The 23,934-nt window shown below is 76.8% G+C and carries 16 protein-coding genes; all 16 read right to left on the bottom strand.

The genetic code is table 11. The annotated features are described in order from the left end of the window. Positions 1–72 precede the first annotated feature (72 nt). The 16 genes from ACFYZS_RS19410 to ACFYZS_RS19335 all read right to left on the bottom strand — a co-directional run bounded on the left by ACFYZS_RS19410 (position 73) and on the right by ACFYZS_RS19335 (position 23,933). Positions 73–3,363, bottom strand: coding sequence for a patatin-like protein (locus ACFYZS_RS19410; protein WP_389013704.1), 3,291 nt, complete (start codon positions 3,361–3,363; stop codon positions 73–75). Between the two features lie 20 nt (positions 3,364–3,383). After that, positions 3,384–4,178 (bottom strand): BTAD domain-containing putative transcriptional regulator, encoded by a 795-nt coding sequence (locus ACFYZS_RS19405; RefSeq protein ID WP_389013701.1) that lies wholly within the window; start codon positions 4,176–4,178, stop codon positions 3,384–3,386. Between the two features lie 78 nt (positions 4,179–4,256). Continuing rightward, positions 4,257–5,621 carry a hypothetical protein gene (locus tag ACFYZS_RS19400; RefSeq protein WP_389013698.1) on the bottom strand — a complete coding sequence of 455 codons (1,365 nt, stop codon included), beginning with the start codon at positions 5,619–5,621 and terminating at the stop codon, positions 4,257–4,259. Further along, entirely contained in the window at positions 5,618–7,084 is a 1,467-nt protein-coding gene (locus tag ACFYZS_RS19395; protein ID WP_389013695.1) for a hypothetical protein, read from the bottom strand. Before ACFYZS_RS19395 ends, ACFYZS_RS19400 begins: the two co-directional genes overlap by 4 nt. Next, positions 7,081–9,192, bottom strand: coding sequence for an ATP-binding protein (locus ACFYZS_RS19390; RefSeq protein WP_389013692.1), 2,112 nt, complete (start codon positions 9,190–9,192; stop codon positions 7,081–7,083). Before ACFYZS_RS19390 ends, ACFYZS_RS19395 begins: the two co-directional genes overlap by 4 nt. After that, entirely contained in the window at positions 9,185–10,963 is a 1,779-nt protein-coding gene (locus ACFYZS_RS19385; protein ID WP_389013689.1) for a hypothetical protein, read from the bottom strand. The genes ACFYZS_RS19390 and ACFYZS_RS19385 overlap by 8 nt, the downstream gene beginning before the upstream one ends. Beyond that, complete coding sequence (locus ACFYZS_RS19380) at positions 10,960–13,101, bottom strand: phage tail protein (protein WP_389013686.1); 2,142 nt, start codon at positions 13,099–13,101, stop codon at positions 10,960–10,962. Before ACFYZS_RS19380 ends, ACFYZS_RS19385 begins: the two co-directional genes overlap by 4 nt. Continuing rightward, on the bottom strand, positions 13,101–15,275 hold the full coding sequence (locus ACFYZS_RS19375; protein WP_389013685.1) for a putative baseplate assembly protein: 2,175 nt from the start codon (positions 15,273–15,275) through the stop codon (positions 13,101–13,103). The genes ACFYZS_RS19380 and ACFYZS_RS19375 overlap by 1 nt, the downstream gene beginning before the upstream one ends. Before the next feature lie 18 nt (positions 15,276–15,293). Then, positions 15,294–15,767: a GPW/gp25 family protein gene (locus tag ACFYZS_RS19370; RefSeq protein WP_389013682.1), complete on the bottom strand. Its 474-nt coding sequence runs from the start codon at positions 15,765–15,767 to the stop codon at positions 15,294–15,296. 107 nt (positions 15,768–15,874) lie between these two features. Beyond that, on the bottom strand, positions 15,875–18,541 hold the full coding sequence (locus tag ACFYZS_RS19365; protein ID WP_389013679.1) for a hypothetical protein: 2,667 nt from the start codon (positions 18,539–18,541) through the stop codon (positions 15,875–15,877). 1 nt (position 18,542) lies between these two features. Beyond that, entirely contained in the window at positions 18,543–20,099 is a 1,557-nt protein-coding gene (locus tag ACFYZS_RS19360) for a hypothetical protein (RefSeq protein ID WP_389013676.1), read from the bottom strand. After that, a complete protein-coding gene (locus ACFYZS_RS19355) occupies positions 20,096–20,761 on the bottom strand; it encodes a phage baseplate assembly protein V (RefSeq protein ID WP_389013673.1) in 666 nt (221 codons plus the stop codon). Before ACFYZS_RS19355 ends, ACFYZS_RS19360 begins: the two co-directional genes overlap by 4 nt. Further along, positions 20,761–21,846, bottom strand: a complete 1,086-nt coding sequence (locus tag ACFYZS_RS19350; protein ID WP_389013670.1) for a phage late control D family protein — start codon at positions 21,844–21,846, stop codon at positions 20,761–20,763. The genes ACFYZS_RS19355 and ACFYZS_RS19350 overlap by 1 nt, the downstream gene beginning before the upstream one ends. Further along, positions 21,839–22,021, bottom strand: a complete 183-nt coding sequence (locus ACFYZS_RS19345; RefSeq protein WP_389013667.1) for a hypothetical protein — start codon at positions 22,019–22,021, stop codon at positions 21,839–21,841. Before ACFYZS_RS19345 ends, ACFYZS_RS19350 begins: the two co-directional genes overlap by 8 nt. Further along, on the bottom strand, positions 22,018–23,352 hold the full coding sequence (locus tag ACFYZS_RS19340) for a hypothetical protein (protein WP_389013664.1): 1,335 nt from the start codon (positions 23,350–23,352) through the stop codon (positions 22,018–22,020). The genes ACFYZS_RS19345 and ACFYZS_RS19340 overlap by 4 nt, the downstream gene beginning before the upstream one ends. Next, positions 23,349–23,933, bottom strand: coding sequence for a phage tail protein (locus ACFYZS_RS19335; RefSeq protein WP_389013661.1), 585 nt, complete (start codon positions 23,931–23,933; stop codon positions 23,349–23,351). The genes ACFYZS_RS19340 and ACFYZS_RS19335 overlap by 4 nt, the downstream gene beginning before the upstream one ends. Position 23,934 lies beyond the last annotated feature (1 nt).

Here is a 23,934-nt window from a genome sequence, read left to right as displayed (position 1 = left end):
CACCGACCTCACCCCGGGGGGTCCGATTCCTACCGATTCACCCTATCTGAGCCCTCGGCGCGGGGCGCTGCGTCAGGTCGGCCCGGATCGCTGCCTCGGATACAGCCAGGGGAGGACGAACGTGGTCCAGAACAGGACGGCGTACAGGGCGAGCGCGGCCCACCAGCCGCCGAGACCGGGGCGGCCGAACTGGACGAGCGCGGCGATCGCGCCCGCGATCACGGCGGCCCCCGGCAGCAGCCGCCACCGGTCGGTGCCGACGTACAGCACGGCCGCGGCCGCGAGGGCGAAGCAGGCTCCGACGATCAGGGTGCGGTACCCGTCGCCGACCTCGGGGAAGGGCGTGCCGCGCAGCTGCCAGAGGGCGACGGGCGGGCCGGCCAGTGCGAGCACGAGGAGGGGGACGCGCAGCCGGACCGGCCGGATCCACTGCCGGACCAGCGCCGCCAGGGCGACCATGGCGTACAGGCAGACCGGGACGTGGGCGAGCAGCGAGGACCAGTGGCCGGTGCAGAAGGCGATGCCCGTCCACATCAGTACGGCCGCGGCCAGTCCCCACAGCGGGGCCAGCGCCCCGACCAGGAACGGCAGGTAGACCAGCGGTTTCAGCACGCCGAGGACGACCTGCACCAGGCGGGCCCCGGCCTTGCCGGTGGGCTGGAGGGCGGGCCAGGCGAGGAGCCCGGTCCGCAGGGCCGCCCGGCGCGGGTCCCGGGCCCGCAGCAGTGTGCCGACGTCCTCGGCCCCGATCCTGCGGAAGGAGTCCAGCGCGGCTTCGAACTCGTCCGGGGTGGCGAGGGCGGGCGGGTCCGGCGGGGTGTCCGGGGGCCTGTTGCCGCCCTTGAAGCCCTTGCGGTTCAGTTCGGCGAGGACCGGCAGCTCCTCGTGGAGGATCTCGTGCTGGCGTACGGCGGTGAGCACCTCCCGTGCCCGGTCGTGGGGATCCATGTCCCCGTTGGCGACCACGTTCTGCGCCCAGTGCTCCAGGAACACCGGGCCGAGGCCGGTCAGCTCGGCGAGCGTCTCGCCGAGCGCCGTGGGGTCGCCGGTGTCGGTACCCCGGAACGCGTCCCGCAGGCGCTCGTCGGTGGCGACCACCGACACGAGGGAGGCCGCCGCGTCGAGCCGGCCCCAGGTCCAGTCGCTCACCCGCCAGCGGGCGCTGAGGAACGCCGCGAAGTTGTTGAGCTGGTTGCCGCTGAGCTTGACCCGGACCAGCTCCTTCGGGGAGTCGCGGTCCACGTCCTTCAGCACCTTGAGGGTGGCCCAGCTGGTGTTCGCCGCCGAGACGGTGTGGAAGCCGATGTCGGGGGCCTCGGCCAGCGGGTCCGGGCGCAGCGGGCCCAGCAGCACCTCGGCGAAGGCGAGCGCGCCGCTCATCGGGCCGGCGCCGCGCGCGGCCGCGTGCAGCGCCTCGTAGTCCTCGACGTCGGGCACCAGGTGCAGGCCGATCTCCCCGGCCAGTTCCGCCAGCCCCTCCCACAGGCGCGCGAAGCCCTGCGGCACCCTGCCCGGGCCCGGGGCGGGGTCGGGCTCCGGAACCGGGGGCAGGGTCCCGCCGGTGACGGCCGTCGCGAGGTCCGCCGCCCACCTCTCCCACTCCTCGGGCGGGTCCCCGGGCGCGGGCCCCTTCGGCATGAGGGAGCCCAGCAGCCGCGTCGCCTCGCCGTAGGGGGCGGTGGCGTCGCTGGGCGGCATCCCCCGCGAGAGGGCGGTGCGGTAGCGGTCGAGGAGCAGCCGGTCCCGGGCGGCGGTCAGTGTGGCGATGGCGGAGCGGCAGGCGAACAGCCGCCGCCGGTATCCCTCCACCGCCTCCGCGTCGGCCCGCTCCGCCTCCGCCTCCGCCCTCGCCCGCTCCGCCTGCGCCGGTTGCGCCGGCCCCGCGCCGCCGGGCTCCGTGTCCACCGCCTTCCGGCCGGACTCGTACGCCTCCAGCCAGTCCATGAGCAGCCGTACGGTACGGGCCAGGGCCAGCGGCGAGTACCCGGGCCCGGGGAACGCGTCGGGCGCCACCGCCAGGCGGTCCGACGCCGCGCGCAGCCGGGCGAACAGGGCGGCCGACCCGTCCCCCGCGCACTCGTCCAGCGCCTCCAGCGGCCCCGGGCCCGCGGGCAGGGGCAGCGCGTCGGGGCCGGTCACCTCCGCCGGGTCCTCCAGGAGCCGGATGAGCCGCAGCGCCTCCGCCGCACCGGCCCGTTCGGCGTAGGCCCCGCGCCGGGCCTCCGCCGTGTCCCGGAGCTCGGCGAGGGTCGGGGGAAGCACCCCCGCCGCGGCGTGCCTGCGCTGGGCCGCGGCCTCGGCGGCGTGCAGTTCGAGGTCGTCGTCGCGCAGGGACTCCGAGCCGGTCTTCACCGTCAGGGACTTCACCGCGATCCGGACCAGCCGGGTGACGCGCCGGCTGGTTCCCGGCTCGGGAGGGGGCGGGAACGGCGGCACGGGCTGGAGGAACAGCAGCCAGCGGTCGGCCTTGCGGGCCACCGGGGCCCCGGCGAGGGCCCGTACGGCCCAGGCGACGGGGATGTTGTCCAGCAGCCCGCCGTCCATGAGCTCGGCGCAGCCGTTCAGGTTCTCGTCGGGGTAGCCGGTCTCGCTGCTGACCCCGCGCATGTCCACCCGGGGCGGGTCCTCCACCGGCTGCGGGCCGTTGCCGACGTACACCCGGGCCGGCTCGAAGGCTCCCGGGAACGAGGAGGAGGTGCGGGCCGCGTAGGCCAGCCGGTTCAGCGCCGCCTCGCGCGCCGCGCCGGTGGAGTCGACGGGGAAGTCCGTCAGCGAGGTGCGGTGGCGGAAGCGGAAGTAGGCGTTCGAGCGGCCGACGGGCAGCGGCCGGCCGAGGGTGGGCCGCACCCGGTCGCGGCGGGGGCGCAACCGCGTGGCCGTCAGGATCAGCCGGAGCGAGGCCGGGGGCCGCCAGTCGGGCGGGGCCTCCTGGAGGAGCCGGCCCAGCGAACCGCGGAGCTCCCGGTAGAAGACCTCGTCGCCGCGCATCAGCGAGGCCGGTACGTGGAAGGGGGTCGAGCGGCGCAGCAGGCCTTCGAGGTCGCCCAGGCGCAGCCACACGTCCCGCACTCCCGGCCCGAAGGGCATCCCGTACACGAGGTGGCAGGCCAGGAGCACGCCGTTGAGCCCCCCGGCGCTGGTCCCGGCGAGGACGTCGATGTCGACGTCCTCGTATCCGCACATGGCCAGCAGCCCCTTGTAGAGGCCCGGTTCCGGGGCGGGGTCCTTGCGGGCCGCCGCCGCGCGCAGCGCCGCCGTCTCGCAGCAGGCCCCGCCCATCCAGACGGCGAGGCTGACCCCGCCGCGCATCGCGAGGGCCAGGCGCAGTTCCGTACTGCGCCGGCCCGGCCGGTCGTCGCTCATGCCACCAGCTTGGCCCCGGATCAGGCGCGGCGCACCCGGGCGGCCGCCACCTCCCGGGTGCGGGTGGCGGAGCGGCAGAAGTTCCGTATCAGGCCGGAGAGTTCGCATCCCGGTTCCACTCCGAGCTCACGTTTCACCAGGGCGCGGTACGTGTCGTACGCGCGCATGGCCTCGATGAGGTTGCCCTCCGCCAAGTGGGCCTCGATCAGGGCCCGCTGGGCACTCTCGCGCAGCGGTTCGGCGCTGACCGCGAGCAGGGCCGACTCCACCGCCTCGGCGTGCCGGCCGGCCCGTGCCAGCTCGCGGCTGAGCGCCTCCAGGGCGTGCAGCAGCCGCTGGCGGACCCGTTCGCGCTCCAGCAGCACCCAGTCGTCGTACCAGCCGGGCAGCAGGTCGAGCGCGTCGGTACGCCATTTCAGGGCGGACAGGTCCTGGGCGGTGGCGGTACCGCCGATGAGCCGCGCGGCCCAGCCGTACAGGACGTACAGGTCGACCACGGTGTGCTCGCGCATCGCGAGCGAGCACTTGTCGGAGTCCAGGAGGTCGATGCCGGCGGCCTTGAGCCGCCACAGCGCGGACCGCAGGTTCCCCGCCGCCCGCAGGTCGTCGCCGGACGGCCACAGCGTCCCGGCGGCGTGCCGGCGCTCGACCCGGCCGCCGTTGAGCGCGACGAACGCGAGGAGGCGCTTGCCGCCTTCCGGCACGTCCAGCCATCTCCCCTGGTGGATGACGCGCGGGCCGCCCAGGAGGTGGAGGGCCGGCGGCTCCCCCTGCCCGGGGACGCGGACCGGTGACGCGAGGAACTGCTGGTTCATAGGCGGTCCTCCTGCATAGAAGTCCGACCGCATATGCTATGCGCGCACCGTCACCGATCAGTCACCGAGTGCTATTTTTCATCCGGGGCTGTGGCAGTGGCGCTGATCCCTCCTGACGAAGGCGACCCAGTCGCCGACCGGCGCCTCCCGGTCGTCGACGGGCAGCAGGACGTCCACGCCGACGGGCTCGTCGAGCCGGATGCGGTCCCGGTGCCGCGCCTCCTCCACGGCCCGGGCGACGTCGGCGAGCGCGCAGGTGCAGTACCTGAGGTCCACCTGCGCTCCCAGGAGCGCCCGGACCCCGGCGGCGCCGCCGGGGGCGGCGCCCTGCTCCGGCTCGGGGGTGAACGGCAGGTACCCGGCGGGCGGGAGTTCCGCGATGCCCAGCTCCGCCAGGGTGTACGGGCCGCCGGCCGCCCGCGGCCGGATCAGGGCGCCCTCGCCGATGCCCGTGACGATCCGGGCCACCTCCGCGCCCAGCTGGTCCTTGGTGTGGCTCTTGAGGAAGCCCTGTTCACCGATGAGGGCCAACTGCTCCAGCAGCGGCCCCAGATCGGCCCCGGGCGGCTGGGCGGCGCCGCCCAGCACCTGCGCCAACTGGTCCTGGAACTGGAGGATCTGGGCCGTGTACGCGTCCCAGGGCCGCATCCCGAGCCGTGACTGCCAGTAGCGCTGCGGCGGGGCCGCGGCCCGGTCGCGCCGGGCCGTCCAGATGTCGACCTCCCACCCGTCGGGGCTCCCGGGATCGCGCAGGAGCACCGCGATCCGCACGGTCCTCGGCCGGCCCGGGGGCGCGGCCGGCGGGGCCCAGGACGGCGGCAGGTGCGCGTGGCCGGTCCCGTACGGCCACGGGGAGTGCTCGGTGCGCTCGGCACCGAAGACGCGTGAGGCGAGGAAGTTCCGCCGGGCGGAGGGTAGTTGGTTGTCGAGGCCCGGCTCGACGCCCTCGGCCAGCTGGATCCGCACCCCTTCGGCGAGGTAGGGGCGCCGGGTGGTGCCCGTACCGGCGCAGGGGTCGTCGCAGTAGCTGCCCTGTACCGGGGCTTCGCCGTAGGGCCGGGAGTCGGGGGCCACTTCGACCCACCAGAAACCGTCCGGCCCGGGTGTCAGGGCGGCCAGCGGGAGCGTGACGAGGCGCTGCGAGCGCAAGGGCCGGCCTTCGGGGGAGACGGCGAGACCGCCGCCGACGCGGAGGGTGCCGTCCTTGACGCTGACCTCGTAGCCCTCGACCACTCCGGGGCCGCCCGCCGCGCCGACGGCCAGGGCGAGTTCGCGGGCGTAGTCCTGGATGCGGTTGAGGTGTTCGGCGCGCAGGAACAGCCCGTCGAACGCGCTGAGCCGGTCGATGCCGCCGTCGGCGGTCGCGGACGGGGCGGCGGGCGGGGCCGGGCTCGCGGGGCCGGCCGTCGGCGCGGTCCCGGGGGTGGCTTCGCTGGTCGTCATCGCTCGGTCCTCCCCGGGGCCGCCTGGCGCGGCAGATGGACGGTGACCACGGCGTCGTTCCCCTCGTCGGCGGTGCCCGGCGGGCCGCCCTCCATCCCGGCGAAGGGCGCGCGCGGATGCCGGCCGTACAGGGGCTTGGGCCCGGTGCCGCGGACGCGGACGCGGACCGTCTCGTACGCGGGCCGCTGGTCGAGGTCCACCTTCACGCGCAGCCCGTCGGCCGACACCCTGATCCCGGCGACCTCGTCGCTCGCCCAGCCCCGGCCGGAGTCGGAGAGCGAGGTGATCTCGATGCCCTCCGGTTCCGCGGAGCCCGCCGCGAGCGGGGCGGTGACCTCGAAGCTCAGCACGGTGTGCTCGCGGCTCCAGGCGAGGGAGCCGCGGATCAGCCGCGGCCCCCCGGCGTCCGCCTCGGCGGCGGCTCCGATGATCCCGGGCGCCAGGCCGCACACCAGCTCCTGGACGGTGGTGGCGGGCAGGAGCGCCGTCCGCACGGACGGGTCGGCGCGCACCTCCTCGATCCGTACGCACCCGTCGTACTCGCTGAGTGCGACCGCGAGGCGGGCCAGTACGACGGGGGCGTGGTCCTCCGCGACCGGCGCCCACGGCGGGCACATGTCGCCCTCGGCGCGCTCCGGCGCCAGCGCGGTGGCGTCCGCGGCGGCCAGCCGGCGGAAGGCCGCGAGCAGCGCCGGCGCCCGCCGGTCCGCGGGGACCCGTGCCACCTCGACGGCCTCCCGCAGCGCCTCCTGTCCGGCGGTGTCCCCCGGGGCGGCCTCGTCGAGCCCGAGGAGGACCCGTACGCGGTGGTACGGGCGCCAGGGGGCGGGGGCGGTGGAGCGGATCGTGATCCGCGCGGTCTCGACGATCCGCGAGAAGTCGTCGTGCCGGCGTGTCACATCGCACGGGTCGGCCAGCGCGGGCACCGGCCGGTCCGGGCAGGAGGCGAACTCCGCGAGGATCCAGGCCTCGACGGTGTGGCGCCGGGGCGGACCGGGCTCGGAGCCCTCGGCCGCCGGCGCATCCGCCGCCGCGTCCTTCGGCTCCTCCCCCGGCGGATGCGCTTCGATCCAGTCCCTCGCCCACGCGGTCAGGGAGACGCACCAGGCCGCCTCGAGGGTGAGCTCGCGGCCGAGCCCGTCGACGGCCAGCCCGGGGAGCACCCTGAGCTCGTCGCCGTCCCGGACGGTCCCGAGCCCCCAGACCACCCCGGGACCGTGCAGCCAGGCGTTGTGCAGCATGAGCTTGCCGCGCGGATTGCCCATCAGGACGCGGAAGTCGTCCTCGCCGAGCAGCATCCCGAAGGCCACGCGCAGCGCGAGGAAGGGGTTCACGGGCAGCTCGTCCCCGCCGCAGGGGCCGGGGCCGCAGGGCCCGCCCCCGTACGCGGGGTCGGTGGGCAGGTCCGGGGCGGACCCGCAGCCGCAGCCGCACGGGGTGCCGCCGGAGCCGAGCGCCGTCATGAGCTCTCCTTCTGGGTACGCCGGCCGTTCGCCGGGGCGGGGAAGTCGTACGCCTCGTCCAGGGCCCGCGCGGCCCGCCGGTCCGCGCCCGCACCGGCGGGCCCGGCCGGCTCCCCCGGGAAGGGGCGGCCCGCCTTCCCGTACTCGCGCCGCATCGCGTCGACGAGATGGCCCTGGCGGACCGCTCCCCCGTCGTCCGCCGCCCGGAAGGCCGCGCCGATCGCGGCGTTGCGGATCCAGCCGCCGGGCACCGGATAGTGCCGTGCGAGCCCCGCCAGGTCCACGTCGGCGTCCAACAGGGGGCGGGGCAGGTGCAGTTCCCACATCCGGTACCGTCCGGCCTCGTCGGGGAGCGGGAACTCCACGACGAAGTCCATGCGGCGGATGAAGGCGGCGTCGATGTTCTGGCGCAGGTTGGTCGTCAGCACGGCCAGCCCGTCGAACCGGTCGAGCCGCTGGAGCAGGTAGGCCGTCTCCATGTTCGCGAACCGGTCGTTGGCCTCGGAGACCTCGGTGCGGGTGGCGAACAGGGCGTCGGCCTCGTCGAGGAGGAACACCGCCTGCGTGCGCTCGGCCACCTCGAAGCAGGCGGCGAGGTTCTTCTCCGTCTCGCCGATGTACTTCGACACCAGCTCGGAGCCGTCGACGACGAGCAGGTCCCGGCCCGCCTCGGTCGCCAGCACCTCGGCGGCCAGCGACTTCCCGGTCCCGGGCGGCCCGGTGAGCAGCAGCCGTACGCCGCGTGCGGCCCGGGCGGCCTCGCGCAGCCGCCAGTCGTCCAAGACCAGCGCCTGGTGGCGCAGCCGGGCCACGGCGTCCCGCAGCTGGCCGTCCGCCTCCCCGCCGAGGACGAGGCGCGGCCAGCGGGCCCGTGGGCTGAGCAGGTCGACCCCGGAGGGCAGCAGCGCCCCCGCCCGGGCCCGGATGGCGCCGGAGACGTCCGGGCCGGCGCCGCCCTGCCCGGCTCCCGGGGCCAGTGCGGCGCGGCTGTGCACGTCGAGGGCGACCTGGGCGGTGAGCGCCGGGTCGAGGGGGTGGCGCGCGGCCAGTTCGGGGGCGCGCTCCGGCGCCTGGGGCAGCGCCGCCCGCCAGGCGGTGCGCCGGTCCGCCGTACCGATCGGCCCGACCGGCACGGTGAGTACGGGCCGCTGCGGGCCGGGGCGTACGGTGCCGGGCGCCGCGCAGACCAGCAGCGGGCCGGGGATCCGGGCGACGGCGGGGGTGACCGGGCCGGCCGCCCCGCCCTGCGGGGCCGGCACCACCAGCAGCGGCACGGCTCCCCGTACGGCGGCGTGCAGTCCCAGCAGCCCCATGGCGCGAGGGTCTTCGGAGCGGGTCCGGGCGGCGAGCAGGCCGAGTCCGGCGGCGTGGGCGAGGGCCGCGCAGCGGCTGAGGGCGATGGTCTCGTCGCGGGCGCCGACCAGCAGGATGCGGGGTTCGCGGGAGCGCAGGGCGGCGACGGCCCGCACGGATTCGGGGAGTTCGAGCCAGTCGTCGAGTCCGGCGACCGGGGGTCCGGGGTCGGTCTCCTCCAGGGCGGACGGCCGGGCGGGGTAGCCGTGGAGGGCCTCCCACAAGCCGTCGGCGAGGGTCAGGGAGCGTTCGTGGAAGGGGCCGTCGCCGGCGAGTTCGAGCACGCCCGCCCGGACGGCCGGGCCCTCGTGGAGCAGCCGGCGCAGGGCGACCCGGTCGGGCGCCCGCCCCCGTACGCCGCCGGGGGCCGCCGCACGGGCGGCCGTACGGGCCGCGCAGTCGGTCAGCAGGCCGGCCAGGCCCACGCTGGGGTGCGGGGCGCCGCCGGGGCTCATGGTCCGGAACGTCCGGGCCAGGCCCTCGTGTTCCTCGGGGAGCCCGGCGAACAGGACGAGTTCGGTCTCCAGGGAGCCCAGCCCGTACCGGTGCACGAGCCGGTCGAGCGGGGTGTCGGCCGGGGGGCGCCCGCCGGGTGCGGCGGCGGCCCGCTCGGCGGCGCTCGCGGCCCAGTCGCGCAGGAAGGCCACGGACTCGCCGCCCGCCTCCTCGCTGCACAGCGTCTCCAGCAACTCGGCCACGCGTACGGCGACTTCGGCGGCCCGCCGGGACAGGTCGCGGCTGACGCGCTCAGGCATAGCGGTACCTCACGACCGCGCCGAGCCAGCCGATCCAGCCGGGGTCGAGGTCGAGCCCGGCGCGGCGGACCCCCACGTCGGTGTCGGCGAAGGCGAACACGGCTTCGATCCAGCCGGTCTCGGCCGTGATCCGGCCGGGGCGGCGGGCGACGGCGGCGACGGCGCCGAACGGGTCGCCCGCGTACCGCTCGTCGCCGAGGCGGACGGCGGTGGCCCGCGCCCAGTCGGCGGCGAGGGCGTCCACGGCGTCCTGCTCGTACGCAGTCGCCGCCGGGGCGCGCAGGAGGACGGCGGCGCGGTCGGGGCCGAGTCCGGCGAGGGCGAGGGCGGCGGGGTCCCCGGGCGCGATGCCGGGGACGAGGGCGCGGGCGGCCGCGTGCAGCACCCAGGGCAACGGCCGCTCGGCCAGGGCCGGTTCGCCGAGGGCGCGGTCCGGGAGTCCGGCCCCGGCAGCCGCGGCGAGCAGGAACAGCAGCCCGGCCCAGTCGGTGGCGGCGCCGCCCACAGGTCCGCGCCCCGGCCCCGCGGGCCGTACGGGGCCCGGCGCGCCGGTGCCGTCCGCCGGGAGGGCGCCCGGGCCGGGACCGGAGCCCTCCGCGTCCCGCCGGCCCGGGCCGGCGGCGGGAGGTCCTTGCGCCGGCGCGTCCCGGCCAGGCGGGGCTCCCGCGCCGTCGGCCCCCGATGCCGGCACGCCGTCCCGGGCGCGTCGCCCGGGGCGCCCGGCGTCCTCGGCAGGCCCGGTGTCGACGGGGCGTCCGGCGCCCCCGTCACGCGTGCACCGTCCGGCGCACGCGGCGCACCCGGCGCCATCGGCGGCTGCGTCGCACCCGGCATGCGCGGCACATCCGGCGCATCCGGTGTCCCCGGCGCACCCGCCGCGTCCGCCGCCTCCGCCGTCCGCCGATTCCCGGATGCGCGGGTCCACTGCGCGCGCCGGCCACGCGGGGCCGCCCGCGAGGGCGCGCAGGCCCTCCGCCAGGAGGGGGCGCAGGCCGGGCCGGGCGGCGGGCCGCTCCAACGCGGCCGGGTCGCTCTCCGCCAGGACCAGCACGGCCCAGGCGGCGAGCACCGGTTCGACGGGGCGCAGCCGGGACGCCCGGACCAGCCCGGCCAGCGGCGATCCGGCGAGCAGGGTGCGGGCGAGCGCCCGGGTGCCGGGGCCGGGCACCCCCGCGGCGGGCTCCCCGGGCGCCGCGAGGGCGGCCAGGCGCTGCCAGCCCTCCCGGCCCAGGGCGCGGTCCAGCGCGGCGAGTCCGCACTGCCCGGCCGCGCGCAGGACGGCGGCCGCGGCGAGCCGCGGGTGGCGTTCGAGGGCGGCCAGCAACGCAGGGCCCGGCGATGCCTGCGGAGCCGGGTCCGCGGGGCGCACGATCCCCGTCTGCCGCCAGGCCCAGAGCCGTTCGCGGCGCCCGGCGGCGAGACCCGCGACCGCGTCGGCGAGCAGGTCCGCGTCGTGCCGGTAGTGCACGAGGGCGTCCGGGGCCGCGCCGCCCTCGCGTACGGTCCGCTCGATGGCGACGGCCACCGCCCCGGACCACTCACGGGCGAGCGCCGGATCGGGGCGGTCCAGGTCGAGGCCGAGGGTGAGGTCGAGCCGGGCCAGGCACCAGTGGCCGGGGGGCAGGTCCAGGGCCCGCAGGGCGGCTTCCAGCGGGCCGCCGACCGCGTGCCGCAGGGGCCCGCGCAGGGGGTCTTGGGCCGGCGGGAGCGCGGCGGGGTGGTGGTGCAGGGTCGCCGACAGCCGCTCGATGACCACGGTGGGGCCGCTCATCCGACGCGCACCGCCCCGGTGATGGTGCTCTCGCCGACGCGGGAGCCGCCGGCGGGCACCCCCACGATGCCGTCCTCGCCGACCCGGACCCGGCCGACGACCGCGGGGCCCCAGGCGGCGCCGGGGCCGACGACGGAGGTGAGCCCGAGGTGCAGGGTGCGGCCGATCCGCATGCCCGCACCGAGCGGGCAGATGTCGACGAGGGTGTGGGCCGGTTTGTGGGCCTCCACGATGGAGCGGACCACGTCGAGTTGGACGGGGCTCGGGTCCGCGGGGATGAGCACGCTGAACCGGTGGGCGGTGGCGGTGTAGCCGTCCTCCCCCGGCCGGGTGCCGCCCACGGTGAACCGGCCCAGCGCGCCGGCCGTGCCCGCCGCGCCGCCGACGGCCGGCGCGGGGGCCCCGCCGGGTCCGGCGCCGAGCACCGCTCCGCCGAGGCCGCGCAGCCGCCAGTGCTCCACCACGCTGACGGGCAGCGGGAGGTAGAGCCGCAGGACGCGTTCGAGGCAGGAGACGGTGCCGCGGATGCGGAACAGGTCGTACGCCTGGGCGATCAGCTCGCGCCGGGCGGCCGGCGGCCAGCGCCGGTCCAGGGCCAGGCCGAGCAGTCCGGCCAGCCAGCCGAGCGCCTCCTGCGGGGTGGAGCGGGGGTCGAGCAGCAGGGTGCGCAGGGCGGCGCGGCAGTCCAGCTCGTGCAGGAGGCCCTCGGCGGGGGCGAGGAAGCGCTGGAGGAAGGCGGCGTCGGCCTCGTCCCGGCTCCAGGCCCCGGGGAGCGCGGCGGGCAGCCGGTGTCCGGTCCGCTCCACGCGCAGGGCCCGGACGCGGGGGGTCAGGCGCGGGGTGCCGGCGAGCCGGAGCACGATCCACAGGTAGCGGCCGGGCGGGGCCTGGACGGGGGCCTCGTACGTCTCGAACCCGTCCTCGGGATCGATCTGGGTCCAGGGCAGTTCGCGGCCGGTCGGGCGCCGGAACAGGGGGGCGGAGGGCGGCAGCCGGTCGGCGTACAGGGCCCGGGAGGGCAGCGGAGGGGTCTGTTCGGGATGGCGCACGGAGCGCGGCCCGCGCACGGGCGGCGACCAGGGCAGCGGGTCGGGGACCGTGTCCTCGTCGGTGGTCAGGAAGCTGACGCGGACCTCGGTGCCGGGCGGCACGCAGGCGTCGAGGAAGAGCCGGCCCCAGCGCGTGCGGTACTCGCCCGCGTCGAGGCGGTAGCCGATGACGCTCCCGGCGGGCGTGTGGCGGGCGGCGGTGCCGGCGGTACGGGCGAGGCCTTCGGCGGTGGTGAACGCGACGCGGCCGTCGGGGTCGACGGTCATGGCGCCCCCGTCGTAGCCGGGGGCGCGCAGGGGTTCGATCTCCGCCCACTCCGCGCCGTCCCTGCGGAACCGTCGGAACGGCTGGCCGGGGCCCCGGGCCACGACCAGTGCCCCGTCGGCGGTCAGGTCGAGGTCGGTGGCGTCGGGTACGGCGAGCGGCCGGGTGCCGTCGGCGCGGGCGACGACGGCGTGCCCGCCTGCCGCCCCGGTCCACAGCACGTGGAGGTGGCCGCCGTGGCCGGCGATCCGGGTGGGGCGCAGGCCCTCGCTCCCCGCCGGGTGGCGCAGTACGGGCCCGCGCAGCGGTCCGCGGCGGCCCTGGAGGAGCACGATCCCGGCGGGCCGGGTGACGAGGACGGCCACCGCCCCGCAGTGGGCGGTGACGTCGAGGGGGCGGCGGTGCGGGCGGGCCGCGCTGCGCACCGGGATTCGGCGCAGCGGCCGCTCGCCCCACAGGTCGACGACGTGGACGGCGCCGGCCCCGGACTCGGCGGTGAACAGCCGCTGGGCGCCGTCCACGGCGAGCCCGCGCGGGACGCACAGCGGGCCGGGCCGGTGCCGGGGCGTACCCGCGCCGCCGCTGCCGGGTGCGATGGCCTCCACGCGTCCGGCGCGCGGGTACGAGCGGTAGGCGCGGCCCCAGCGGTCGAAGGCCAGTCCGGCGGGTCCGTGGACGGCCGTCCCGGGGTCGGGCCCGGACTCCGGCTCGGGTTCCCAGGCGAGGCAGACCCCGCCCTCGTCGAGGAGGGCGGTGGACTCGTGGCGCCAGCGCACCCACTGGTCCGGGTCGGCCACGACGCCGATCGCGCGGTCGCCGTACATCAGCACACCTCCGGGGGGAGCGGTACGACGACGGGGTCGCCGGGGGGCGGCGGCGGGGAGCCGTGGCCCGCGCCGACGGGCAGCGGGCTGCCGGTGACGACGGTGACGGCGGCGACCCGGGGCACCTCCCACGGGTTCAGCGGCACGAGCGGCAGCGGGGTCCAGCCCGTACCGGAGCGCCGGGCCAGCAGCAGCTCGTCCTCCAGGTACTCCAGTCCCTCCACCTGGACGGCGACGGCCTCCAGTTCGGCGCGGCGCACGGCCCGGCCCAGCGGCCAGCCCGCGCCCTCGGGCCCGTACGGGGGCAGCGGGGCGAGGTACTGGCGCAGGATCAGCTCGACCCAGCGGCGCACCGCGTCGGGCTGGTAGCCGTCCCGGGTCCGGATGCCGACGGAGACGGCGATGTCCACGTAGGTGGGCGGGATGACGTACAGCTCGGTGGTGACCAGGCGCCGGGGGGCGAGATGGGCGGCCACCTGGCGCAGCAGGGCGAGGTCGGGCAGCGGGGCGCCGGGGTCGCGCAGGTCCTCGGAGGGGAAGACGAGCACGCTGACGACGCCGGCGGCGGGCTGGGCGGGCGTGTCGGGGTGCAGCAGGGGCAGGGTCTCGGCGCGGCGCACGCCGGGGACTTCGAGGGCCAGGGAGCGGAAGTCCTCGCAGGTGACGGCCCGGTCGCGGCGGTGCACCTCGGCGGGGAGCGCTTCCAGGGCGTCGGCGAGGGAGGCGGGGTCGGCGCCGCCGGAGGCCGGGAGGGGGTTGGCGGCCTTGATTCCGGCGACGCCGGTGAGCGCGCCGATCGCGCCCGCCGGGACGTTTCCGGCGGCGCCGCCGCCGTACCGGTAGGAGAGGACGCGGACGCGCTCGCCGATGCGGGGCACCCGGCAGCGGGTGCCGAAGCGGACGAGTCCGGCTTCGGCGTCGAGGGTGTAGTGGCGGTCCAGGGGGCCGCTTCCCGCGAAGTCCTCGACCTCGGTCCACGGCCGCCAGCCGTCGGCTTCCTCGACCTCCAGGCGGACGCTGCCCGCGAGGACGGGGCGCCGGGTGAGCCGCAGCACCTGGCCGGCGTCGGCGGTGCCGGTGCCGAGGAGTTCGGGTGCGGCGGTGCGGGCCTGGACGGCGCCGACGGCGTTGACGCCGACCCAGCGGATGCGGTGGATGGCGTCGTTCTCGCCGGCGGGGCGGCGTACCCGCAGCCAGCCCAGGACGCGGGCGGCGGCCTTCTCGTCCTCGAGCGGGGGCGGGCTGTGCAGGTCGCCGGGGGCGGTGCGGCCCCGGGGATGGGTGGGGAAGGCCGCGGGCAGCTCGAGGGAGACCACCCCGGCGGTGGTGAGCCCGCGGGTGGTGTCGCCGAGGACGGCGAGGGAGGTGAAGGCGGTCGGGGCGTCGGGGCCGTTCCACAGTTCCCAGAGGAAGCCGGGCGGGGCGCTCACGAGGTCGCCCGCCCGCAGCCGGGTCGGGTCCTGGGTGTCGCGGGCGCGCAGGTCGTACGGGCGCGGGAGCCGCTCGTCGGGGACGACGCCGACGAAGAGGGTCCGGCCGGCCAGCAGGCGGGGGTCGGTGGTGTTCTTGGCCAGCAGGGCGATCCACAGGGAGCGGTCGAGCGTGGTGCTGACGTCCAGGGGCGGCAGGTCGGGGTCCAGCGGGTCGGCGGGGACGGCGGTGGTGACGTAGAAGGAGACGGGCGCCCCGGAGGCCACCCGCCCCCGCTCCGCCTTGGGCAGGGCCTCGACGGCGTTCTGCCGGCGCCGGATCTCGGCGGGGCCGGGGGCCTCGGGGGCGGGCGTCTTGCCGACGGCGAGGGTCTCCAGGGGCCAGGCGACGACCTCGCCGGCGGTCTCGAAGGCGACCGCGCCGGCCATGGCCTCGGTGCCGCGCGGCACCGGGACGCCCTCGGGGCGTTCGGTCTGCAGGACGAGGAGGGCGCGGGCGGTGAGTGCGGGGCGCGGGCGGACGCCGAGCAGCCGCAGGAAGGCGACCTTGGTGGCGTCGGGGATCTGGTTGAAGCGGAAGAGCAGGGACTCGCCGAGGTGCGCGAAGAGTTCGAGCAGGGCGATGCCGGGGTCGCCCGCGTTGTGGTCGGTCCACTCGGGGGCGTAGACCGGGATCCGTTTGACCAGCTCGTCCCGGAGCTGTTCGAAGGTGCGGTCGTCGAGGATGGGTCCGATCAGCGGCATACCGTCGTCACCCGGCCCCTATCGCAGGTAGAAGGGGTAGACGAGGTTGTCCGGGCGCTGGTCGAGCAGGTGCACGTAGGCGATGTCGATCCAGACGAGGGCGGGCTCCTCCCCCGGGGTCACGGCGACCTCGGTGACCCGGATCCGGGGCTCCCAGGCGGTGAGCGCCTCCGCGATCTCGGCGGCGATCGCGGTCCGGGTGGCGGGGGTGTCGGGGGCCATGAGGTGGCGGCGCAGCCCGCAGCCGAAGGTGGGGCGCATGACGCGTTCCCCGGGCTCGGTGTCGAGGACGGTCTCGATGGACTGCCGGATCGCGGCGGCCCCGGCGACCCACCCGAGCCCGCCCCCGCCGGCGCCTGCGCTGCCGGTGCCGCTCCCGTTGCCGGGCCGCAACGGGAAGCGGAGCCCGGTCCCGAGCCGGGCCTCGGCGGCGGAGAGGGCTGCGGGGCCGCGGGCGCCGGGGGCGGATGTCAGGGCGTCAGATGCTGCCATGGCGTCCATGCTCCGCCGGGACCGTCACCGCACCGTCTCCCCCCGGGCCGTGCTCCCCCGGGGCGTGCTCCCCGGGGCCGTGCTCCCCCGGACCGTGGCCGCCCGGGTCACCACCAGCCCTCCTCCCGGAGGGCGGGCTTCATCTCGTTGATGGCGGCGTCGTACTTGGTGTTGAACTTGGACCGGATGTCCTTGATGTCCATCTGGACGGCGGCCTTGAACTTCTCGGCCTGCATCAGTTCGAGCTGGCCGGCCCGGTGCTCGTCGGACTCCTTCCACTTGCCCGTGCTCAACACCCTGGGGTGGTCGGTCCAGTTGCCCTCGGAGTCCTTGCGTCCGCGGTGGTCCTGCTTGTCCATCTGGATCGCGGGGCCGCGGCCGACGGAGAGGTTCCTGATCTTCTTGGTGACGCCTTGCGGCGGAATGTGGTTGATCTCGGTACCGGCGTGGTTGAGGCCGGTCTTCGGGTTCTTCAGCTCGCCGTACCGGCCGCCGCGGTACGCGGGCAGCTCCTTCGGATCGCGGCGGTCCACGCCCACCACGCCGCCGGTGTCCCCGGGGGCCGAGGTGTCGGCGTCGATGGCGGGGACCTTCTTCGTCTTCGGGTTCATGGCGGCCGTGACCTGCCATGTCCCGCCGGCCAACTCGGCGTCCAGCACGGTGAAGCCGTACGTCCTCCTGATCCCGGCCAGGGCGTCGCGCAGTTCGGCCGCGTCCTGCGGATCGCGGTGGGACTTCTCTGCGAGCGCGCCCAGGGCCTGCAGCCCGCCGAGCCAGCGGTGCTGGACGGCCGGGGAAGGGGGCGCCGCCTCGGGCGCCGCCGGCTTGGCCGGGGCGGGAGCGGGGGCGGCCCGCGCGGGAGCCTTCGCCGGGGGCCGCGCGGCGGGGGCGGCCGCGGCGGCGCCCGGGGCCTTCCAGGCCCCCTTCTTCCGCTCCTCCTTGGACGACTTGGCGGGGACGTGGTCGTCCACCAGGTCCGTCAGGAACTTGTCCGGGCTGAAGTCCACCTCGCCGAAGGTGATTTCGGGGACCTTCCCCGAGCCCAGGACGTGTTCCACGTCCGCCCCGATGCCGAACTCCCCGGGCAGCGGGTACTCCAGCTGCCCCAGCGGCCAGTTCCAGCGCTTGTCCGGCGCCGGGGACCACCACGGGCTGTCCAGTTCGACGAAGAGCTCGCCGCCGAGCCCCAGGAAGGGCCGGGCCGCGATCTCCATGTGCCCGGCCAGGAAGAACTCCCCGTGCTTGCCCGCCTTCGGGTCGGCGACCTCCCGGTAGCCGATCACCGGTGTGGCCTCCACGTACCCGCGCACTCCGGCGAGTGCGACGAGCGCGATGCCCGCCTTGATGTCGTGTCCCACGAGTTGGATCCCCGCGCCGCCCTCGGCCTTGAGCCGCAGGCCCGCGTAGGCCGAGATGTTGAGGGTGCCGGTCAGTGCGAAGCTCTTGAGCACCTCCGGCTTGGTCGACCAGGTGCCGGTGAGCTCCATCCGGTCGAGCGTCGCGGGGCCGAGGTCCGCGACCGCTTCGAGGCCGATGCCCGCGAACAGGAACACGTTGCCGACCAGCGGGATGCCGTAGGCCGCCCGGACCTCGAACCTCGCCAACTGCTTGACGTGGTGCTTCTGTTCGAACAGCGGTTTGTCCATCTTGGGCTCGATCTTGCCGACCACCGTCACGTCGCCGTGGTGGTCGACGACCACCAGCGCCTCGCCGCGCAGCCAGTCCGCCGGCCGTACGTCGACCGAGCCCCAGCCGGCCACCACCCGGGGGCCCGGCCGCGGGCCCGCGGACTCGGCCGGAGCCGCCGTCACGGAGGCCACCTGTGCCGGGAGCCGGCTCTCCGCCAGCTCTCGCGCGGTCCTGGCATCGGTGGCGACCAGCGTCACCTGGCCGTCGAACTTCTCGTTGGCGTAGCGCACGGTCCCCCGCACGTCGAGGAGCCCGGCCGCGAACGCGGCCGTCACCTGCCCGGTGAACCCGCGCAGCGCCACGTCCACGATCGCCTTCCCGGACAGCGTCCCGTCCGGCCCGCGGACCACCGGCACCTCCACCGAGCCGAGCCCGGCCACCGTGCCCTTCGCGACGGCGTTGAAGGTCACGAGGTCGTTGGCCAGCCCCAGGCTCCCGGAGGCGCCGAGGAAGCCGCCGAGCGTGAAGGACATCCCGGCGGCCCTCACGAAGAGCGTCGGGCCCCGCAGTTCGTTCTCCACGCCCGCCAGCCGCAGACCGCTCAGTCCGTGCCAGCCCAGCGCCTCGGCGCAGGTCTCCATCCGGCGGAGCAGGGCGAGGGGCTCGTCCGCCAGTACGCCCTTCACCCTCGCCGAGGCGTGCCCCTCCGGTACGCCGTCGCGCACCCGCAGGGCGAGCACCGGCTCGATGCCCTCGGCGCGCAGCGGCAGCAGCAGGGGGTGCAGCAGCGGGACGGCCTGAAAGCCGCTCCCGGGACCGGTGGTGATCCCCTGGGCGCCGTTGCGCAGGTGCAGGGTGCCGGCCGCGAGCGTGCCGAGGCGGACGCGCACGGGCCCGCCCGCGGCCCCCTTGCGGTCCAGGTACTCCTGGACCGGCGCGGGCACGGCGAGGGCCGCCCCGCCTTGGAGGGCCAGTTCCTCGCCGGGCACGTCGGGGGCGAGGACCGTACGGGACAGCTCGCCCGCGAGCCTTCCCGGCGCGGGCGGTACGGGCGCCGGTACGGGGGCCTGCGCGGGTGCCCGCGGGGTCGGGGCGGGGACGGGCGCGCGGGCCGGCTCCCGGGCCGCGGGTACCGGAGCCGCCATCTCATCCCCCCTCGCACAGCGGGTCGTCCACCGGCGGCTCCGGCAGCGGCGGCAGCGGGACAGGGGCGGTGGCGGGCGGAGTGACGAGGTCCACGAGGTCGTCGAGGTCCTCCGGGGCGAAGGCGTCGCTCGCGTCCTTCAGGCGGGCGCCCGCGCCCTTGGCGCCGAGGAGTTCGTCGAAGGCCTCGGTCTCCGCCCGCCCCATGTCGGCGAGGGTCCTGGTGCCGTCGAAGAAGGCCTTCAGCGCCGCGGCCGCCTCCAGCGAGGGCGGCAGGCAGAAGCGCAGGGCGAGCAGCCACCACAGCTGGAACAGGAAGACCACGATCGGCAGGAACAGGCTGAAGACGAAGAACGCCACGATCATGAAGATTTCGAGGGCGAAGGTGCAGGTCCGCGCGGTGGTGCCGCCCACCGAGCCGCCGCTCGGCGTACCGCCGCCCGGGTCGAAGGACAGCTGCGAGCCGGGCGGGCTGGTGATCGCGACCCCGCCGGGGCCGGGGGGTGCGGCGGCCCGGGCGGCCACCGCCCGGAAGTCGGGCAGGGTGATGGAGGTCTTCCGGTTCTTGGTGCCCTCGGGGTCGAAGAACGACGCGAGCCGGAAGGGCTCGGTGGGCCTGCTCCAGGAGGTCCGCGGCGGGCAGTGCTCGTGGCCCGGCCGCGGGGCGCTGCGGACGAAGCAGCGCAGTTCGTAGACGGAGCGGTCGTCCAGCTTGGGGGCGCCCTGGTCGTCGTGGTCGGCGGAGGCGGTCGGCACCACCCCGAACCACAGCGACCGCTGGGGCGGCGGCGGCGCCGCGTGCGCGCAGTCGCCGGAGCGGGCGGGCAGCCGCCACATCGGCAGCTCCTGCTCCCGGTCCTGGGGGCGGCCCGGGGCGGGGGGCTCGCCGAGCCTGCGCCACTGCCCGCCCGCCGCCCCGGCCATCCAGGCGCGGGTCTCCTTCTTCAGGTCGACCTGGTCGAGGAGTTCGCGGTGGGCGTCCTCGAATGCCGTGCGGTGGGCGAGATCGGCCCACAGCACGTCCGGGGCCTCCGAGAGGTACGGGCCGGTGTCCGGGCCCCCCTGGCCCTTGGCCGCGAGCAGCTCCGCCGTCAGCCTGCGGGAGAGCGTGCGCAGCACCTTGGGCGGCGCGTCCATCTCCACGTGCCGCCGGCGCATCACGAACCCCACTTCGAGGCCTTCGGCGGACTGCGGGCGCGGCAGCCCGGGCCGGTCGCAGAAGAGCTCGACGACGACCGCGTAGAAGCGCTCGTGGCTGGGCTGGTAGAGCTTGCGCAGCCGGGTGCGGACCAGCTGGTGGGTGGCGAACCGGGCCCGGCCCGGACCGCGGTCGGCGAGGGCGACGGGCACCGGGTACGACCAGACGTCCTCGTCGGGGTCGAAGCGGAGCGAGTCGCGCGGATCGGCCACCAGGTCCCGTACGAACTCGGCGGAGGCGTACTTCTGGAGCACCGGGGGGTGTGCCGAGGGGTCGAAGCGGTCGAAGTGCCCGCGCTCGCAGGCGTACCAGGGGGCGAGGACCTTGAAGCCGTGCCCGGCGGACGCGCCCGCGCCGGTCACCAGATGTTCCCGGCGCCGGGGGTGTAGGCCGGGGAGATCACCACTTGCTCGGTGACCAGCGTCCCGCACTTCACCAGCCCGCTGAAGGTGGACAGCGGGGCGTTCACGGCCACCATGGGCGCCTTGACGTCGACGGACACGTTCGCCTGCACCTCCACGGCGGTCGGCGTCAGCCGCACCACGCAGCCTCCGCTGTGCCGGATCGTCACCTGCTGGGCGGCGTCGTCCAGGGTCACCTCGTGGCCGGAGGCCATCGTGATCCGCACCTTGGCCGCGCCCCGGGTGTCGTCGAACTCCAGCCGGCTGCCGGTCCTCGACCGCAGCGCGCGCAGGTTGTTGGCCTCCTCCGGCTCGTGCGGCAGGGCGGTGCGGCCGTTCCAGGCCGCGCCGAGGACGTACGGGCGGCGCGGGTTGCCCGCCTCGAAGGCGACGACGACCTGGCTGCCCACCTCGGGCAGCACCAGCAGGCCCTGCTCGTCGTCGGCGTACGGGGAGCAGAGCGTGGCCCAGGCGCGTACGTCGCGGTCCCCGTCCGTGCCGAGCCAGGGGAAGCGCACCTCCACCCGGCCGAGCCGCTTCTCGTCCACGATGTCGGTGACGAACGCCGGGTAGACGCCGAAGTATCCGGGGGCGGAGCCGTCCGCCGGCGCGGGCAGGGCCATCACACCACCTCGTTCAGGCTGGAGCGTTCGGCGTCGAAGCGGGTGCGGAAGCCGTGGTCCGCGTCGAAGGTGTGCCGGATGCGGGTGACCGTGTAGCCCTCCCCCTCGAAGGGGGCGCCGACCGAGCGCAGGGTGAGCCTGCCGCCGACGACGAGATCGGGGCTGCCGTTCGTGGTGCCCGCGACCGTCACGAACCGGCGGCCGCGGCGCAGCATTTCGGCGCGCGCCCAGCTCCCGGCCTCCTCGGCGGTCAGAGCGGCCTCGCGGACGCGCAGGCCGGTGGCGGGGCCCAGGGCCCGGGCCAGGACCCTGGCCCCGGTACGGCCGCCGGCCGTCTCCGCCTCGACGACCTCGGGGCCGGCCCGTTCGTCGACGATGTCGCGCCGGTCGGCGTCGTACCCGGTGACGGCCACCTCGCTGCGCTGGTGGGCGAGGTCGGCGCAGAGCCGGACCGACATGAGCTCGCCGCCGTAGACGAGGGTCTGCGGGGTGGTGCCGCGGCTGCCGCGGGGGCGGAAGTGCAGGGTGCGGCCGGTCGCCCACAGTTCGGCCTGGACCAGCCGGGCCCGTTCCCGCAGGAACGCGAGGTCGCTCTGGTTGAGCTGCTGCAGGACGTCGTAGCGGGGTCCGGGGGCGTCCGCGTCGGCGGCGAGGCCGTGCTCGCGCGCCACCTCCTCGGCGACTCCCGCGTCGGTGGTGTCGTGGTACGTGCGCGTCCGGCGGGTCATGCGCAGCCGCATCAGCGCGTCCTCCGCGTGGACGAGGACGAGCGGCGGTTCGCCGTCGCCCAGGACGAGTTCGAGGCCGGAGACGACGCCTTCGAAGACGTACCGCTGGCGCGACGGCGGCCCGAGGGCCACCTTCAGTGCGCTGCCGAGGCCGACCGTGGAGCCGTCGAGGTGCCGCAGCCGGTCCTGGGGGCCCTTGGCTCCGGCGCCGACGGCGAGGAAGTGCCCGCGCAGGGTGCGCAGTCCTTCGACCCCTTCGGCGACCTCCAGGCGTACGCAGTCCCGCGCGAGGTCCTTGACCAGGGAGCCCCCGACCTCGAAGACGGGCGACACGGTCGCGATGGCCGCCTCAGTCATCGAAGCCCTCCGCCGCGACGCGGGCGGCGAGCCAGGCGGCTCGTTCGCAGGCCTCGCGGTGGTGTTCGGCGGCCGCCCATTTCCCGCCGGCCGGATCGGGTCCGGCGGCGGGCGGGGCGGCGCCGCCCGCCGCCGGCACCACGTCGGTGTGCAGCTCTCCGATGTACACGCTCATGGCGGGCCTCCTCGCGGTGTCCACCTCAGGGTGGTCGGGCCCGCGTCACGGCCGCGTTGCTCGCAGTCGGCGGCGGCCCGGCCGGGCGCGGCGGGCGGCAGCCGCTCCCACGGGGCGGCTCCCGGGTCGGGCGGCGGGACCTCCTCGTGCCGGGCCCGGCCGGCGAGGCCGCGGGCGCCGCCGGCCCGGACCTCCGCGAGGGTCGCGGGGTCGGCGCGGACCCGCAGCGGTACGCCCCGCCCGTAGCCGAGGGAGCGCCGGTCGAGCGCGGGCGGCGGGGCGTACCCGGCCGGTCCCTGCGGGCGGCCCGGCTCCGCCGCGGGCGGGCCCGCCGCCGCGTCCGGCACCTCGAAGCCCTGCCGGGCCCGCGCGGTGGCCCGGTCCACGGCGGCGCCCGCCACGATGTCCGCCGAGGCGGCGATCCCGCCCGCCGCGCCGAGCACGAATCCGGCGAGCGCCGGGTCCGCCCCCGGTCCGCCGCCGGCGCCCAGCGCGGCGGCCAGGCCGCCGACCGAGGTCGGCGCGGGGTCACCGGCGAAGCCCGCCGAGAGGCTGATGCCGGCGGCGGCCGCGAACCCCGCCGAGACCTCCGCGCCCAGTTGGACGGCGGCGCCCGCCGCCAGGGTCAGCGGACTGTCGAGCCCGCTCATCGCGCCGCGCCAGGCCGCCGGGTCCAGCCCGAGCCGGGACAGCAGCTGCTGGGCGGACTCCCCGTCCCGGGCCTGGACCACCTGCCGGGGCCGGCTGGTGCCCGCCGTGCCGGGGGCGGCTCCGGTGCGCTGGTCGCCGGCCTCGGTGGCGGTGCGGGCGTCGCGGGTTCCGGGGCCCTCGCCGTGCGCCTGGTAGGCGAAGTTCTGCTCGACGATGGTCACCCCGACCTTGGCCCGCAGCGGGGTGCCGTCGGGGGCGAAGTGGTCGAGTTCCTCGGTGACCTGCGTGACGATGCCGTTGTAGCGCAGGGTGCCCCAGACGAAGCGGACGGCGGGCGGCGGGTCGGAGGTCTTCGCGGGGGGTTCGACGAACTGCCGTACCAGGGCGGTCCAGCGGCGGACGTCCACGTACCGTCCGCCGCCGCGCTGCTCGGCGGTGTCGAATTCCAGGTCGAAGGCGAGGGTGGAGCCCTCCTGGGCCGGGTGCTGGACCTTCTGGTTCTTCGTGGTGGCCCCGCCCCGGTCCACGTTGTTGTTGCGGCTGATCCGCAGCGTGGCCGGGTTGAACTGCACGGCCAGCGGCCTGCTGCCCTCGGCCTCCTTGACCAGCGGCGGCCGGTCCTTGCCCGGCTGGGCGGTCACCGTGAGCCGCTGCAGGGTGGCGTGGACCAGGGCCGTCACGGGGTCCGCTCCAGGCGCAGGCCCTCGTGGGCGATGTGCAGTTCCTCCACGGCTATCTCCCCCGTCCTGGCGTTGAGCGTCGGTCCGGTGATCTTCAGCGGGAGCCCGCGGACGAACGTCCAGTGCGCGACCACCCGCCGGCCGGCCGGGTCGAGCACCTCCACGTCCCCGTCGTAGCGGGGTACGGGGGCGCCGCCCGCGACCATGCCGTGCAGCCAGTCCCACAGGCTCGTGTCGGCGCTCCCGCCGTCGGCGGCGATGAGCATGCCGCGTTTGAGGACGAGCGGCTGGAGCCTGACCCGCCCGACCCGGCGTACGGCCTCGTCGTTGGCTCCGCCCTGCAGGTACTCGCGCACGTCGGCCTCCAGGGCCAGCCCGGCGCACTCCTGGAACCCTCCGTCTCCGAGCCGGTCGGGGGCCGCGTCCGCGGCGCCGGGGGCGACGGCGGCGGGGCCGGGCGCACCGGCCTCGGACGGCGGGCGGGGGATGTCGGGCGGGGGTGCGGCGGTCCGGCCGGGCGTGGCGCTGCGGGTGAGCCGCACCCGGAAGCGGAAGGTCTGTACGAGTTCGGGCACGCTCACC

Source organism: Streptomyces sp. NPDC001903 (assembly GCF_042891345.1).
In the GTDB taxonomy this organism is placed as follows: Bacteria; Actinomycetota; Actinomycetes; order Streptomycetales; family Streptomycetaceae; genus Streptomyces.
This window is presented reverse-complemented; position numbering and strand designations above follow the sequence as displayed.

Excerpts from the sequence above, each read along its gene's own strand:
- ACFYZS_RS19410 (WP_389013704.1), bottom strand. The coding sequence starts at position 3,363 with ATGAGCGACGACCGGCCGGGCCGGCGCAGTACGGAACTGCGCCTGGCC.
- ACFYZS_RS19405 (WP_389013701.1), bottom strand. The coding sequence starts at position 4,178 with ATGAACCAGCAGTTCCTCGCGTCACCGGTCCGCGTCCCCGGGCAGGGG.
- ACFYZS_RS19400 (WP_389013698.1), bottom strand. The coding sequence starts at position 5,621 with ATGACGACCAGCGAAGCCACCCCCGGGACCGCGCCGACGGCCGGCCCC.
- ACFYZS_RS19395 (WP_389013695.1), bottom strand. The coding sequence starts at position 7,084 with ATGACGGCGCTCGGCTCCGGCGGCACCCCGTGCGGCTGCGGCTGCGGG.
- ACFYZS_RS19390 (WP_389013692.1), bottom strand. The coding sequence starts at position 9,192 with ATGCCTGAGCGCGTCAGCCGCGACCTGTCCCGGCGGGCCGCCGAAGTC.
- ACFYZS_RS19385 (WP_389013689.1), bottom strand. The coding sequence starts at position 10,963 with ATGAGCGGCCCCACCGTGGTCATCGAGCGGCTGTCGGCGACCCTGCAC.
- ACFYZS_RS19380 (WP_389013686.1), bottom strand. The coding sequence starts at position 13,101 with ATGTACGGCGACCGCGCGATCGGCGTCGTGGCCGACCCGGACCAGTGG.
- ACFYZS_RS19375 (WP_389013685.1), bottom strand. The coding sequence starts at position 15,275 with ATGCCGCTGATCGGACCCATCCTCGACGACCGCACCTTCGAACAGCTC.
- ACFYZS_RS19370 (WP_389013682.1), bottom strand. The coding sequence starts at position 15,767 with ATGGCAGCATCTGACGCCCTGACATCCGCCCCCGGCGCCCGCGGCCCC.
- ACFYZS_RS19365 (WP_389013679.1), bottom strand. The coding sequence starts at position 18,541 with ATGGCGGCTCCGGTACCCGCGGCCCGGGAGCCGGCCCGCGCGCCCGTC.
- ACFYZS_RS19355 (WP_389013673.1), bottom strand. The coding sequence starts at position 20,761 with ATGGCCCTGCCCGCGCCGGCGGACGGCTCCGCCCCCGGATACTTCGGC.
- ACFYZS_RS19350 (WP_389013670.1), bottom strand. The coding sequence starts at position 21,846 with ATGACTGAGGCGGCCATCGCGACCGTGTCGCCCGTCTTCGAGGTCGGG.
- ACFYZS_RS19345 (WP_389013667.1), bottom strand. The coding sequence starts at position 22,021 with ATGAGCGTGTACATCGGAGAGCTGCACACCGACGTGGTGCCGGCGGCG.